We start from the raw sequence: 14,202 nt of genomic DNA, 5'->3' as shown, positions 1-14,202 counted from the left end.
GTCAGTGGTCGTGACGCCGCTTCCACTCGTAAGGCGTCGTCGAGGTCACCCTGACGAGACCGGAGCGTTCGAGGATGGGGCGGGAGAACTCCGTCGAGTCGCTGTTGATCCAACGCTTCCCGTGGTCGATCGCCGACCGGGCCCGTGCCGCCGTGAGTGCGCGGTAGATTCCCCGCCCCCGGTGCTCTGGCCTCGTCGCGCCACCCCAGATGCCGGCGAAGTCGCTTCCCTCGACGGGTTCGAGCCGACCGGCGCTCACGATCACGCCACCCTCCTCGGCGGCCCACATCTCCATGTCGTCCCGAGTGCGCAGCCGATGAAGGAGGGCCTCGGCCATCTCGGCGGCGTCCTCGGCGTCATCGCCGAAGACCTCGGACTGCATGGCCACCATGGCCCGCACGTCGGCCTCGTCGGTGACCCGACGAACCGTGACCCCCTCGGGGAGGGCGAGGTCGAGCGCGAGAAGCGAGGCGTCGCCGACCATGACTGACTCGGGCTCGTCCGGCGTGAACCCCGCAGCGACGAGGGCGTCGTGGAGTCCCGGCGCGTGGTCGTGTCCGCGCGTCTTCCACTCGATCCGCTTGATCTCCGGGCGCGCGGCGTAGTGCTCGAGGGCGCCGGTCACGAGGTCGCGGATCGAGTCCTCGGTGGCTGGCTCGCCGTCCACCTCGAGGCTGCGGTAGGTGATGAACCCGCGCCCTCCGAGGTACTCGGCCAACAGGAGCGGGCCGAGTTCGGTCGTCCGGATGGCGGAGAGGACCTCGGCATCGCGGCGGAGCTGGGCGTCGTAGGCGGCAAGCAGGGTCGCGGTGTCAGTGTCGGTGTCGGTGTCGGTCACAAGGGTCAACCCTCGCGTCGGGCGACGTGCGCCGCAACTGGGTTGTCGGTCCCGTTGTGCCCTCGGCGAACACCCGAGAACCTTTGGCACTCGAGTTGACCGAGTGCTAATTGCCGACCTAGATTTGGATCATTGGCACTCACCTCCGGCGAGTGCCAGCGCAAGCGGACCGACACGACCCCCGCGACGGCGTATTGGCTCGACAGCTGCGCGCAACTTTGCATCCCATGTCCACCTTCGACTCATCCCAAAGGGGAGGTCACACAGTGTCGGTTTCCATCAAGCCGCTCGAGGACCGCATCGTCATCAAGTCGCTCGACGCCGAGCAGACCACCGCGTCCGGTCTCGTCATCCCGGACACCGCGAAGGAGAAGCCCCAGGAGGGCGAGGTCCTCGCGGTCGGCCCCGGTCGCATTGACGACAACGGCAACCGCGTTCCGCTCGACGTCACCGTCGGCGACCGTGTCATCTACAGCAAGTACGGCGGCACCGAGGTCAAGCACGGCGGTCAGGAGTACCTCATCCTGAGCGCGCGCGACATCCTCGCGATCGTCGGCTGACGAACCGCGTAGGCAACGCAGGGCGGTCAGCGCCCGAGGCCCGAAGCGGTGAGGAAGCCGACGCGAAAGCACGGCGGCTGACCGTTGTCTTGGGTCTGAACCACCACGTATGCCGTGGGCTCACCTCCCACGGTGAGCTCACGGCATACGCGCATCACCACTGCTGGACCACAGCGACACGATCGCTGTCCACTGACTACTGAAGGACATTCATGGCCAAGGAACTGGAGTTCAACGACTCCGCCCGCAAGGCGCTCGAGCGGGGCGTCGACGCCCTCGCCAACGCCGTCAAGGTGACGCTCGGCCCCAAGGGCCGCAACGTCGTCATCGACAAGAAGTGGGGCGCCCCCACGATCACGAACGACGGTGTCACCATCGCGCGTGAGGTCGAGCTCGAGGACGCCTACGAGAACCTCGGCGCCCAGCTCGCCAAGGAGGTCGCGACCAAGACGAACGACGTCGCCGGTGACGGCACGACGACCGCGACCGTCCTCGCCCAGGCCATGGTCCGTGAGGGCCTGCGCAACGTCACGGCGGGCGCCGCCCCGGCCGGTCTGAAGCGCGGCATGGACAAGGCCGTCGAGGCCGTGTCGACCAAGCTCCTCGAGACGGCTCGCGAGGTCGACGGCAAGGACGAGATTGCCTCCGTCGCGTCGCTGTCGGCGCAGGACAAGGAGATCGGCGCGACGATCGCCGACGCGTTCGACAAGGTCGGCAAGGACGGCGTCATCACGGTCGAGGAGTCCTCGACCGCGTCGACCGAGCTCGAGTTCACCGAGGGCATGCAGTTCGACAAGGGCTACATCTCCCCGTACTTCATCACCGACGCCGAGCGCATGGAGGCCGTCCTCGAGGACGCCTACGTCCTCATCAACCAGGGCAAGATCTCGGCCATCGCCGACGTCCTCCCGGTCCTCGAGAAGGTCGTCCAGTCGGGCAAGCCGCTCGTCATCATCGCCGAGGACATCGATGGTGAGGCCCTCTCGACGCTCGTCGTGAACAAGATCCGCGGCACGTTCAACGTCGCCGCCGTCAAGGCCCCCGGGTTCGGCGACCGCCGCAAGGCGATGCTCCAGGACATGGCCGTCCTCACCGGCGGTCAGGTCATCGCCGAGGAGGTCGGGCTCACGCTTGCCCAGGCCGACCTCACGGTCCTCGGCCAGGCCCGCCGCGTCGTCGTCACCAAGGACACGACGACGATCATCGACGGCGCCGGAGACGCGTCCGAGGTCGAGGGCCGCGTCAACCAGATCAAGGCCGAGATCGAGCGCACCGACTCCGACTGGGACCGCGAGAAGCTCCAGGAGCGCCTCGCCAAGCTCGCCGGTGGCGTCTGCGTCATCAAGGTCGGTGCCCACACCGAGGTCGAGCTCAAGGAGAAGAAGCACCGCATCGAGGACGCCATCTCGGCGACCCGCGCGGCCATCGAGGAGGGCATCGTCGCCGGTGGTGGCTCCGCCCTCATCCAGGCCGTCAAGGTCATCGACGGTCTCGACCTCGAGGGCGACGAGAAGGTCGGCGCGAGCATCGTGCAGAAGGCCGCGGCCGAGCCGCTGCGCTGGATCGCCGAGAACGCCGGTCTCCAGGGCTACGTCGCGGTCGCCAAGGTGTCCGAGCTCGAGCCGGGTCAGGGCCTCAACGCCGCGACCGGTGAGTACGAGGACCTCGTCAAGGCCGGCGTCATCGACCCGGTCAAGGTGACCCGCTCCGCGCTGCGCAACGCCGCGTCGATCGCGTCGATGGTCCTCACGACCGACACGCTCGTCGTCGACAAGAAGGAAGAGGAGCCCGCCCCCGCTGGCGGCCACGGGCACAGCCACTCGCACTGAGGCTGATCCTGTTCTGAACTGAACACGCACGTATGCCGTGTGCTCCCGTACAGGGGGAGCACACGGCATACGTGTTTCTGAGGGTTCGTTTTCTAGGGTTCGTCTCTGGGTTCGTCTCTGTTTTGCTCGACCCGACAAAGGTCCCCTTCACCCGAGTTGCCAACCCGGGCGAAGGGGACCTTTGTCGGGTCACCCGATAATGCGACGAGTGGCCGGTCAGGTGACGGTCACGGTCACCTGGGCCACGGTGTCGTTGCGGCTGTCGCCGACGAGGATCCGCACCGTGTAGGTGCCGGGCTTCGCCCAGGTGTGCGAGCCGCTCAGGGTGGCGGTGCCGTCGGCGGCCACGGTGACCGTGGCGTTCGTCGTCGGGCTGCCGTCGCCCCAGGCCACGCGGGCGCTGTAGCCGTCCTCGCCGAGCACACCACCCGCGACCTCACCCAGCGTCACCGTCGTGGCGACGCCGGACTTCGCCGTGGCGCTCGCGGCCGGCGTGACCTCGAGCGGGGTGCCGTTGTCGGCCACGGAGAAGACGTGGATCCGACCGTTGGCGTGCGGGTCGCCCGTCTGCGTCGGCAGCGTCACCGACTGGACGGTCTTGCCCGCGGGGATCGTCAGCGGTGCGGTGGCGAACAGCTTGAGGTGGCAGCTGTCCGTCCCCGTTCCGTTGAGGCGTGAGGTCATCTCGACGGCGAGGAGGTTGTCGAACTTCACGCCGCCGCACCAGTCGCCGTACTGGATCCTGTATGCCGTGCTCGTGCCATCGGTGTACGTCACCGTTCCGGTGGTGTCCTGGTCCTTCTGGGTCGCGGTGCCGATGAGGCTGAGCTTCGTGGCACCGGGCGCCAGGGTGATGGGCAGGGTCTGTCCGGCTCCCGTGGCGTTGTCGTTCTCACCCGCCGGGATCGCCGGCATGGAGAACCGCAGGTCGGTCCCGGGGACGGTGAGCAGCTTGCCGGGGGAGGCGCCCGCAGCGGCGAGGGCCGGGCGGGAAACCGCAGCCTGGTCGCCGTCGCACGGGATCTCCTGACCGGGGTTACCGATGCAGACGAGGTCGAAGCCCTCGGCATACGACGGCACGACGGCCTGGTGCACGGTCACGACCGCGGTCGCTGCCGCCTGACCCTTGGCGTCCTTGACCGTGATGACCGGTTCGTAGACGCCCGGCTCCTCCCACGTGTGGCTTGCCCGGACTGTGAAGGCGCCCAGCTCACCAGCAGTGATCGTGCCGGTGGAGGTGGCCCCGTCACCCCACGCGATCGTGGCGGTGTAGTCGGCCGCAGCGGTTCCCTTGCCACCGGAGAAGGTGGCGATGGTGCCGCTGATGGCCTGGCCCTCCAGTCCCTCGAGGTCGGTCGCTGGGCTCACCTTGATGCCGGTGTTCTCGGCGTGCGACCCGTCGGTGAGGAACTCGACCTCGGAGAGCGTCGGCGTTCCCGTGCTCGCCGTGACGACGAGGCGGTATGCCGTGTACGTCCCGGGCGTCGCGATCTTGAACGGACGGGTCTGGGTGCGCCAGGTGAACGACTGGTCCTGGCGGGTGTCGATCGTCGTCCACGAGCCGTTCTTGAAGCCCTCGACCCGCCAGGCCTTGGGTTCTCCGGCCGCCGACCCGTTGGTCAGGGTGTAGAACGTGGCCCGCTGTCCGATGCCGGACAGGGTGTAGGTCACCGTCGGCGTCGCCGAGTCGAACGTCGTCGAGGTCGTCGACGAGTTGTCGACGAGCGCCTTGGCGTTCGTCGCTCCCGGTGCCGTGACGGTGCCGCGGTTGGGTCCCGTGGCGTCACGGAGCGGCGCCGGCTTGGCGTCGCCCTTGGTCAGCGACGGGGGAGCGGCGTTCGGCTTGCTGCCGTAGTCCGACGGCGAGGAACCCATGGTGAAGTCGATCGTCGTCGGTCCCGTCATCATCGAGTGCGGGATCGAGACGTTCTTGAACCCGTCTCCGTTGACCTTGAGCTTCTGGACGTAGATGTTCTTCGCCGAGTTCGCCGGGGCGTTGACGACGAGGTCGCCCTGGGCGCGGTGCACCGTCGCCTTGGTGAACTTCGGTGAGCCGACGGCCCATTCGGCCGAGCCGACCTGGAGCGGGTAGATGCCGAGGGACGAGAGCGTGTTCCACGCGGACTGCTCGCCGTTGTCCTCGTCACCCGGGTAGCCCTGGCCGATCTCACTGCCGACGTAGAGGCGACGCAGCACCTCGCGCACGGTCTCGGCGGTCCGCCACTGCTTGCCGGTCCAGTTGTACATGTAGGGGATGTGGTGCGAGACCTGGTTGCTCATCCCGAACATGCCCATGCGGACGTCGCGGGCCTCGATGATCTCGTGGATGATCCCGCCGTAGCTGCCGGGCTTGGTCCCGGTCTCCGGTCGGGTGAAGAACTCGTCGAGCTTGTCGGCGAGAGCCTCCCGCCCACCGAGGAGGTTGGCGAGACCGTTGCCGTCCTGCGGCGCGTGGAACGCGAAGTTCCAGCCGTTGGTCTCGGTGTAGCCGTTGCCCCAGGCGTCCGGGTCGTAGTTCGGCGCGAACTCACCGCCCGCCTGACGGACCCGCAGGAAGCCGGTCTCGGGGTCGAAGTGGTTGACGTAGTCGGTCGCTCGCTTGAGGAAGTACTCCGACTCCTCCTTGAGCTGGGCCTGACGCGCCGCGGGCACGCTCGGGTCGGTGGCGAGTTTGGCCGCGTGGTTGCCGATGCCGAAGTCGTTGATGAATCCCTCGAGGCCCCACGACACGCTCTCGTGCGCCGTGTCCGGGGTGTAGCCGAGGAACTGCGACGAGTCCATGCCCTTGCGGCCCACGCCCGAGGAGGGCGGCAGGACCGTGGCGTTGCGCAGGGCGGCCTCGTAGGTGCCCAGCTTGTCGGGCAGGTCGACGCCCTTGACGAAGAGGTCCGCGAACGAGACGTCGGAGCTCGTACCCGTCATGAGGTCCGCGTAGCCCGGCGAGGACCAGCGGGCGACCCAGCCACCGTCACGGAACTGCTGGACGAAACCGTCGGCGATCTCGGCGGCGACCTCCGGGTAGAGCAGGGCGTAGGCCGGCCACACGGTCCGGTAGGTGTCCCAGAACCCGTTGTTGACATAGATCTTGCCGTCCTTGATGGCGGCGTTCGTCGTGGTCGGGGTGGCGTTGCCGGACTTCGGGGAGACGGGGCTGGCGTACTGGTAGCGCGGTGCGCTCGCCGTGCCCGTGTTCTCGAACTGGCTGTTCGGGTAGAGGTTGAGTCGGTAGAGGTTCGAGTAGAGCGTCGTCAGCTCCGAGTCGCTGGCATCCTCGACCTCGACGACGCGAAGTCGCTTGTCCCACAACGCCTTTGCAGCACCCTGGACGTCGTTGAACGACTTCCCGGAGAGTTCGAGGTCGTGGTTGCGCTTGGCCTGGTCGAGCGAGATGAACGATGTGGCGATGCGGAGTTCGACGTCCCGGTCGGTCGTCGTGTCGAACGACGCGAAGCGGGTGCCGGTGTGGCCGTTGGGTGCAGTGCCGGTCGCGCTGGCGGGCCGGTCGAAGACACCGTGGACGAACATGCGGCTGCGGCCGACGGAGAGGCCGCTGCCGTTGTCGACCCAGCCGGTGAGGGTGCCGGTCGCGGTGTCGACCGTGAACGAGCCGTTGTTGTCGACCGTGTCGATGACGAGGCTGCCCTTGGGGGCGCCCTCGGGGAAGGTGAAGCGCCAGATGCCGCCGTGGTCGGCCGGGGCGGTCTCGGCGATGATTCCGCCGTCCAGGTGGACCCGGTAGTGGTCGGGGCGGGACACCTCGGTCGCGTGGTCGAACGCGAGCCCGCGGCCGGACGCGCTGCCGGTCGGGGTGCCCGACGTGATCGAGGGCATGACCGACATCTGGTTGCGGTCACCCATCCACGGCGAGGGCTCGTGCGAGATCCCGAGCCCCTGGAGGACGGGACGGTTCTGCGCGTTGTTGCCCGACTGGTAGTCGTACTGCCAGGACTGCGAGTTGGCGTTCGTCACCGGGGTGAAGAACGTGAATCCGTTGGGGACGGCGCTGATCGGCAGGTTGTTGCCGCGCGAGAAGGACCCGCTCGAGTTGGTTCCGCGCCGGATGTCGACGGCGTTCGTCGGGCTCGTCCGGTCCAGCGCGGCCGGCGACGGGTCGATCTTCAGGTCGTCGATCCAGCCGCCGAACGTCGTCTCCTTCGTCGCCCCCGCGGTGTTGTCGTAGCCGACGAGAATCGCGTCGATCGTCTTGCCTGCAGCCTTGGGGCCGAGGTCGATGACGACGGAGTTCCACTGTGCGGCGTAGAGGATCTTGCCGACTCCCTGACCGTTGGGCGAGGCCGCCGTGTCGTGGCTGTCGGATGCGCCGAGGCCGGACAGGTAGGTGCCGTCGGTGAACTTGAGGTCAACGGCCGTGTAGGTCGACGGGTAGCTCAGGTCACCCGTGATCATGTCCGGGATGATCTTGTAGGTGAGCTGGGACCGCTGTCCCACAGGCACATCCACGTCGAAGAGCCGGTTCCAGGCGTAGCCGCGACCGCTCGCCGTGTGCCTGCCTCCGTAGCGCAGGGCCTTGACGCCGGTCCAGCCCACCTGGGCCTTGACGTTGTAGCCGGAGCGGGGCCCCGAGCCCACCGTCGAGACGATCGGCGACAGCTCGGGCTCCCCCGGCTCGATCGCGCCGAACAGTCCCCAGTCGGCCAGCTGCACGATGGAGGCGCCGTTGTTGGCCGTGACGTCGAGCCGGTAGTACGTGAAGTCGCCGGGTGTCGTCACGTCGAAGGTCTGCTTCTGCCCTCGCGTCGCGAACGCCAGGCCGGTGCGGCGGTCGAGGTCGGTCCAGGTCGTGCCGTCTGCCGACCCCTGAAGGGTGACGTCCTTGGGGTCACGGCCCGGCTCATCGTTGCCGGACGTGAGGCTCCACGTCAGGGCCCGCTTGGGTTGGGTCAGTTGGTAGCGCACCCACCCGGTCCGGGCGAATGCGAGCCACTTCGTGTCGGGGTTCGCGTCGGTGAGGTTTGCCGCGACCTCACCCGGAGCGTTCTCGGCGCTCGCGGTCACGGCACTGACGGAGCCGAGAAGGCTTCCGTCGGCTGCGGCGCCGCCGGTCACGTTCTGCTGCCGGGGGCTGTCGCCGTCGACCTCGACGGTCGACTCGAGCGGTTGCGGCTGGCCGGCCTCGAACGAGGTCGACCACGCGCTACCCTCGTCGGCCGCAGCCGGCACGTTGCCCAGCGCGTTGGTCGGGGGAGCGGCTGCGGCCGACCCGGGGGCCGTGGCCCACCCGAGTGCGAGCGCGAGGGCTCCTGCGGTCAGTCCTCTGGGGACGGCGGTCGTGAGACGCATGCTTCCTCCGGGGCTCATCGTTGAGCATCGGCCGATCTCCCGTGAGCGGCCGTCGGCACGACCCTGTCCGTATGCCGTCCGCCCGCGCAACGGGAGCCCCTCACCTTGTCCGGTCGTGACAGGGAATCGGACAAACCCGGGCGGACGCGGGCGCTGAAGGGGCCCCGACGTTGCTGTGCCGGGCGGAGTTTGGTGTGATCGGGGAGTGACAGCGTTGTCAGGGAAACGGACATCGGCGAGGCCGACGATGGCGGACGTGGCGCAGGAGGCGCACGTCTCCGTCAAGACCGTGTCCCGCGTCGTGAATCGGGAGCCGGGGGTCCGACGCGACACCGAGTTGCGGGTGCGCGGCGTCATCGATCGGATTGGGTTCATGCGCCACGACGGTGCGCGCATCCTCCGACAGGGGCGGACCCAGACCATCGCTCTCGTCGTCGAGGATCTGGCCAACCCGTTCTATTCGCAGATCGGCGCCGCGGTCGAGCGTGAGGCCCGGATCCGGCAACACCAGCTCATCACGGCCTCCGCGGAGGGCTCGCCCACGCGTGAACGGGTCGTCCTCGAGGGCCTCATCAACCGTCGCGTCGACGGCCTCGTCGTCGTCCCGGCAGGGGAGCGGCCAGTGTCGGACCCGACCGTGTCGGCCAGTGGGACGCCGATCGTCTATGTCGACCGGCCGGTGCGTGGCGAGCCGTGCGACACGGTCATCAGCGACAACCCGGGCGGGATGCGCAGTGCCGTGGAGCACCTCGTCGCGCACGGCCACCGGCGCATCGCCTTCGTCGGTGACAACGCCGAGTTCTGGACCGCACGCCAGCGCCGCGAGGCGTTCGTGTCGATCCACGAGGCCCTCGGCCTGCCGGGCGATGCCCGGATCGCCATGGGACCGCACACGACCGAATCCCTCACCGAACGGCTCGGCGACTGGTCGCGGGAGCGCAGCCCGGTCACTGCGGTCATCACTGGCAACAACCGGGTCACGCTCGCCGCGCTGCACGCCATGCGGGCGCTCGGCATCCGGATGGGGCTCGTCGGTTACGACGACTTCGAGCTCGCCGACCTGGTCGAGCCCTCGGTGACGGTCGTCCATCAGGACCCCGCATCGATCGGACAGAAGGCCGTTCTCCAACTCTTTGCCCGGCTCCTCGGCGACGAATCCCCGGCCCAGACCGTCGTCATGCCGACGCGCCTCATCGTGCGGGAGTCCGGGAGGCTCCCCGACCCGACCCCAGCCCGGAAGGCCCACCCATGACCGACACGTCGACGAGCGCGGCCTCGGCAACGACTGCATCCCTCGCCATCAACACACCGCGGCGCTTCTATCGCGGCGGGGAACGCATCCTTGCCTTCCGCGGCCTGTCTGCCCCCGAGGATTTCGACGGCTATCGCCCCGAGGACTGGATCGCCTCCACGGCACGGCTGTTCGCCGAGGGTGGCGGGGGCGTCAGCACCCTCGACAGTGGGACGGCGCTCCCCGAGGCGTTCTCGTCGGACGCCGCCGGGTGGTTCGGTGGCGCGCACGTCGCGCGCTTCGGCGGTGATCCCAATCTGCTGACCAAGCTCCTCGACAGCGGCGAACGCCTGCCGGTGCACTCGCACCCCAGCCGCCAGTTCGCCGCGGCCCACCTCGACTGCGACCACGGCAAGACCGAGGCCTGGATCGTCCTCGTCGCCGACCCGGGGGCGACCGTCTGGGTGGGGTTCCGCGACGAGCTCTCCCCGGACGAGCTGGCCGAACTCGTGGACGCCCAGGACGAGCGGCTGCTCGCGGCTCTCAACCCCATCGAGGTCACCGCCGGAGACGCCGTCCTCGTGCCCGCGGGCCAGCCTCACGCCATCGGCGAGGGCGTGCTCATCCTCGAACTCCAGGAGCCCACCGACTTCTCGGTCATGTTGGAGCACGAGCGTTTCGGCCTCGAGCTCGACCATGCGTTCCTCGGTCTCGACCACCAGGTCGCGCTGGAGAGCGTGGACCACGGTCCGGTGACAGCCGACCGCCTCGCAACGCTTCGGCGCCGCTGGGTGGATGTCGAGGGGGTCGGTCCGGCGCTGCCCGACGAGGCCGCGCCCTTCTTCCGCGCCGAGGTCGTGCACCCGGTGACGGGCGACGTGAGTCTCGACGCGGCATACGCCGCGGTGGTTGTCGTCGACGGCAGCGGAACTCTCTCGTCCACGGACGGCCCACGCGACGTCGCCGCTGGCGACGTCCTCCTGGTCCCGCACTCGGCTGGTGAGGTCACCGTGAGCGGCGACGTCACCCTCATTCGCTGTATGCCGCCCGCCCCTGATCGGGGACCGCGCCTCAGCTCTCCGCGACGACCGAGAACGTCTCGCCCGCGTAGGTGACCGTGTCGCCGGCGCGAACCTGACGTCCGCGCCGGGTGTCGACCTCGCCGTTGACCTCGACCTCGCCGGCCTCGATGACGGCACGGGCGTCGGCGCCGTCCTCGACGACGGAGGCGAACTTGAGGAGCTGGCCGAGCCTGATGCTCTCGCCGCTGATCGGGATCTCGATGGGGTTCACGCCACCAAGGATAGGTGTGCAGGTCGGTGGCCTAGGGTGCCGAGCATGCGCACCCTCGGAGTCCTCGGCGGGATGAGTTGGACGAGCACGGCGAGTTACTACCGCCTGCTCAACGAGGGGGTGGCGGCGCGACTCGGGGGACTGCGCTCGGCTCGCCTGCTCGTGCACAGCGTGGACTTCGCGCCGGTGGCAGCGGCCCAGCACGAGGACGACTGGGACGCCACCCTGGCGATTCTGGCCGAGGCGGCACAGGGGTTGGTGCGCGGCGGTGCTGAAGGGCTGCTGCTCGCGACGAACACGATGCACAAGATCGCCGACGAACTCGAACAGGCCTGTGGCACACCGCTGTTGCACATCGCCGATGCCACGGCGGACGCCATCCTGGCGGCCGGACAGACTCGGGTCGGACTGCTCGCGACCGCGTTCACCATGGAGCAGGACTTCTATGTGGGCCGCCTCCGGGATCGCGGCATCGAGGTCGTCATCCCCGACGCGGGTGAGCGGGCGGAGGTGCATCGGATCATCTATGACGAACTGTGCCTCGACGTGGTGCGCGAGGAATCCAGGGCGATCTATCGCGACGTCATCGGATCACTGGTTGGTGCCGGCGCGGAGGCGGTGATCCTCGGGTGCACCGAGATCTCCCTGCTCGTCCGGGACGAGGACAGCCCGGTGCCGCTCCACGACACGACCCGCATCCACGCCGCGGCCGGCATCGACTTCCTGCTCACCTGACCCCACCCGCCTCCCCTTTTACGGGTCACCCGTAAAAGGGTTCCCGAGCAAGGGAACTGTTCTCTTGCTCGGGAAATGTTGAGCGGGGGCCCCGTAAAAGGGGACTACTCCGAATCCGGCGGCCGGGCAAAGAATTGTCGGGTGGCCGAGAGCGTCCCTGTTCGCTCCCAGCCACCCGACCGAAGCGCCGAACCTTCGAGAGCGTCCCTGGTCGCCCCGGCCGGTCCGGCCGTCTGTGTGACTCGCCGCTGGTGTCAGCTGGCGAGTTCTGCCTGATTGAGGTGGCGGATCCGCTCCTCCTCGGTCATGCCTCCCCACACCCCGTAGGGCTCGCGTGCGGCCAGCGCGTGCTCGCGGCACATGGTGAGGACGGGGCAGGAGTCGCACACGGCCTTGGCGCGGTCATCGCGCCGCCGCCGCTGGTTGCCGCGCTCGCCCTCGGGGTGGAAGAAGACGTCCGGGCTGACCTGACGGCAGTGTCCGTCGAACTGCCACTCCCACACGTCAAGCGTCGGCTTGGGCAGCCGTGCGATGTCTGTCATGACCCCTCCTGTCCGTGGCTCTCGACGGCGTTGTCGAGCGCCTTCGTCGTGACGTGCCCGTGTGGGCAGGATCAGGCTAGGAACCGCTTGGCAAAAGGCGGGTCTGGCAGAGGTAAGAAGTTGGCAAAGTCCCGCAGGTGGGTGGAAACGCACAGGTCAGAGGCGTCTCAAGGCGTGGACCGAGCCTTGCCCGGCGTCGGTTCGGAGGCGTGGGCAGCCTGTCCTAGAATTGGGCAATGAGCCTTGGTGTCGACCGCCCATCCACCCACCTCGAGGCCGAGCCCGCCGCCCCGGCGCCGGCAGCCCCCGTTTTCGCCGCCGAAGCCGCACAGCCGGCGCTCCCGGCCCCGTTCGCCGAACTGGGCCTGACCTACGACGACGTCCTGCTCCTTCCGGGCGAGACCGACGTCATCCCCAGTGAGGTCGACACCACCGCCCGTCTGACCAAGGAGATCAGCCTCCGGGCCCCGCTCGTGTCGGCGGCCATGGACACGGTCACCGAGTCACGCATGGCCATCGCCATGGCTCGTCAGGGTGGCATCGGCATCCTGCACCGCAATCTGTCGATCGAGGATCAGGCCTACCAGGTCGACCTCGTCAAGCGCACCCAGACCGGCATGATCTCCAACCCGGTCACGATCGGCCCGGACGCCACCCTCGAGGACCTCGACAACCTCGCCGGTGAGTACCGCATCTCCGGCTTCCCTGTCGTCGACGGCGACAACCTGCTCATCGGCATGATCACCAACCGCGACCTGCGGTTCACGCCGGTCGCCGAGTGGACGACGACGCGTGTGCGCGACGTCATGACCCCGATGCCGCTCGTGACCGGACGGGTCGGCATCTCCCGCGAGGACGCGACGACTCTCCTCCGGCAGCACAAGCGTGAGCGCCTTCCGATCATCGACGAGGCCGGTCGCCTCGCCGGACTCATCACCGTCAAGGACTTCGTGAAGTCCGAGCAGTTCCCCGACGCGAGCAAGGACGGTCAGGGTCGTCTGCTCGTCGGCGCCGCGATCGGCTTCTTCGGCGACGCCTGGGAGCGTGCGACGAGCCTCGTCGACGCCGGCGTCGACGTCCTCGTCGCCGACACCGCCAATGGCCACGCCCGCCTGCTTCTCGAGATGATCACGCGACTCAAGAAGGACCCCGCGACCAGCCACGTCCAGGTCATCGGCGGCAACATCGCCACCCGCGCCGGCGCCCAGGCCCTCATCGACGCTGGTGTCGACGGCGTCAAGGTCGGCGTCGGGCCCGGCTCGATCTGCACGACGCGGGTCGTGGCCGGTGTCGGTGTCCCGCAGGTCACGGCCATCTACAACGCCGCCCAGGCCTGCACCCCCGCCGGCGTCCCGCTCATCGGTGACGGTGGCCTCCAGTACTCCGGTGACATCGCCAAGGCGCTCGTCGCCGGTGCCGACACCGTCATGCTCGGCTCGCTCCTCGCCGGGTGCGAGGAGTCGCCGGGCGAGCTCGTCTTCGTCGGGGGCAAGCAGTTCAAGGCCTATCGCGGCATGGGCTCGCTCGGGGCCATGGCCTCGCGTGGCAAGAAGTCCTACTCCAAGGACCGCTACTTCCAGGCCGACGTGGCCAGTGACGACAAGATCGTTCCCGAGGGCATCGAGGGTCAGGTTGCCTACCGCGGGCCGCTCGGCAACGTCGTCCACCAGCTCGTCGGTGGCCTGCACCAGTCGATGTTCTATGTCGGTGCCCGCACCGTCCCGGAGCTCAAGTCGCGCGGCCGCTTCGTGCGCATCACGACGGCGGGCCTCAAGGAGAGCCACCCGCACGACGTCATGGGCATCGTCGAGGCCCCGAACTACTCGTCCCGCTGAGCCACCGGTCCATGCGCCACACTGGAGTCACCGACGAC

General features: G+C 68.7%; 10 protein-coding genes. 6 read left to right on the top strand and 4 right to left on the bottom strand.

Translation table 11 applies throughout. The annotated features are described in order from the left end of the window. Position 1: 1 nt before the first annotated feature. Positions 2-838 carry a GNAT family N-acetyltransferase gene (locus tag N803_RS09685; RefSeq protein WP_052112121.1) on the bottom strand — a complete coding sequence of 279 codons (837 nt, stop codon included), beginning with the start codon at positions 836-838 and terminating at the stop codon, positions 2-4. A 266-nt stretch (positions 839-1,104) separates the two neighbouring features. Between N803_RS09685 and groES the strand changes: the two genes are divergently transcribed. Both groES and groL read left to right on the top strand, forming a co-directional pair. Continuing rightward, complete coding sequence (gene groES, locus N803_RS09680) at positions 1,105-1,398, top strand: co-chaperone GroES (RefSeq protein ID WP_035904664.1); 294 nt, start codon at positions 1,105-1,107, stop codon at positions 1,396-1,398. Between the two features lie 212 nt (positions 1,399-1,610). Next, the gene (groL, locus tag N803_RS09675) at positions 1,611-3,227 is read left to right on the top strand and encodes a chaperonin GroEL (protein ID WP_035904661.1); all 1,617 of its coding nucleotides are present in this window, start codon (positions 1,611-1,613) and stop codon (positions 3,225-3,227) included. Positions 3,228-3,443: 216 nt separating this feature from the next. Here groL and N803_RS09670 read toward each other — a convergent pair whose 3' ends face one another. Then, a complete protein-coding gene (locus tag N803_RS09670; RefSeq protein ID WP_035904660.1) occupies positions 3,444-8,528 on the bottom strand; it encodes a GH92 family glycosyl hydrolase in 5,085 nt (1,694 codons plus the stop codon). Positions 8,529-8,775: 247 nt separating this feature from the next. Here N803_RS09670 and N803_RS09665 point away from each other — a divergent pair, with 247 nt between their 5' ends. Then, positions 8,776-9,780 (top strand): LacI family DNA-binding transcriptional regulator, encoded by a 1,005-nt coding sequence (locus tag N803_RS09665; protein WP_052112120.1) that lies wholly within the window; start codon positions 8,776-8,778, stop codon positions 9,778-9,780. After that, the gene (locus N803_RS09660) at positions 9,777-10,874 is read left to right on the top strand and encodes a class I mannose-6-phosphate isomerase (RefSeq protein ID WP_052112119.1); all 1,098 of its coding nucleotides are present in this window, start codon (positions 9,777-9,779) and stop codon (positions 10,872-10,874) included. The genes N803_RS09665 and N803_RS09660 overlap by 4 nt, the downstream gene beginning before the upstream one ends. Here the strand turns inward: N803_RS09660 and N803_RS09655 are convergent. Next, the gene (locus tag N803_RS09655) at positions 10,831-11,052 is read right to left on the bottom strand and encodes an RNA-binding S4 domain-containing protein (protein WP_035904655.1); all 222 of its coding nucleotides are present in this window, start codon (positions 11,050-11,052) and stop codon (positions 10,831-10,833) included. The genes N803_RS09660 and N803_RS09655 overlap by 44 nt on opposite strands. Positions 11,053-11,097: 45 nt before the next feature. Here N803_RS09655 and N803_RS09650 point away from each other — a divergent pair, with 45 nt between their 5' ends. Next, positions 11,098-11,787, top strand: coding sequence for an aspartate/glutamate racemase family protein (locus tag N803_RS09650; RefSeq protein WP_035904653.1), 690 nt, complete (start codon positions 11,098-11,100; stop codon positions 11,785-11,787). A gap of 254 nt (positions 11,788-12,041) precedes the next feature. Here N803_RS09650 and N803_RS09645 read toward each other — a convergent pair whose 3' ends face one another. Further along, complete coding sequence (locus N803_RS09645) at positions 12,042-12,329, bottom strand: WhiB family transcriptional regulator (protein WP_035904651.1); 288 nt, start codon at positions 12,327-12,329, stop codon at positions 12,042-12,044. A 236-nt stretch (positions 12,330-12,565) separates the two neighbouring features. Between N803_RS09645 and guaB the strand changes: the two genes are divergently transcribed. Beyond that, entirely contained in the window at positions 12,566-14,164 is a 1,599-nt protein-coding gene (guaB, locus tag N803_RS09640) for an IMP dehydrogenase (RefSeq protein WP_084764345.1), read from the top strand. Positions 14,165-14,202: the final 38 nt, after the last annotated feature.

This window comes from Knoellia subterranea KCTC 19937, assembly GCF_000768685.1.
GTDB classification, from domain to species: Bacteria; Actinomycetota; Actinomycetes; order Actinomycetales; family Dermatophilaceae; genus Knoellia; species Knoellia subterranea.
The sequence above is the reverse complement of the archived record's forward strand: the minus strand, read 5'-3'. Positions and strand labels throughout refer to the sequence as shown.

Coding starts and splice junctions, on each gene's coding strand:
- N803_RS09670 (WP_035904660.1), bottom strand. CDS start 8,528: ATGCGTCTCACGACCGCCGTCCCCAGAGGACTGACCGCAGGAGCCCTC.
- N803_RS09645 (WP_035904651.1), bottom strand. CDS start 12,329: ATGACAGACATCGCACGGCTGCCCAAGCCGACGCTTGACGTGTGGGAG.
- N803_RS09660 (WP_052112119.1), top strand. CDS start 9,777: ATGACCGACACGTCGACGAGCGCGGCCTCGGCAACGACTGCATCCCTC.
- N803_RS09665 (WP_052112120.1), top strand. CDS start 8,776: ATGGCGGACGTGGCGCAGGAGGCGCACGTCTCCGTCAAGACCGTGTCC.
- N803_RS09650 (WP_035904653.1), top strand. CDS start 11,098: ATGCGCACCCTCGGAGTCCTCGGCGGGATGAGTTGGACGAGCACGGCG.
- guaB (WP_084764345.1), top strand. CDS start 12,566: ATGAGCCTTGGTGTCGACCGCCCATCCACCCACCTCGAGGCCGAGCCC.
- groL (WP_035904661.1), top strand. CDS start 1,611: ATGGCCAAGGAACTGGAGTTCAACGACTCCGCCCGCAAGGCGCTCGAG.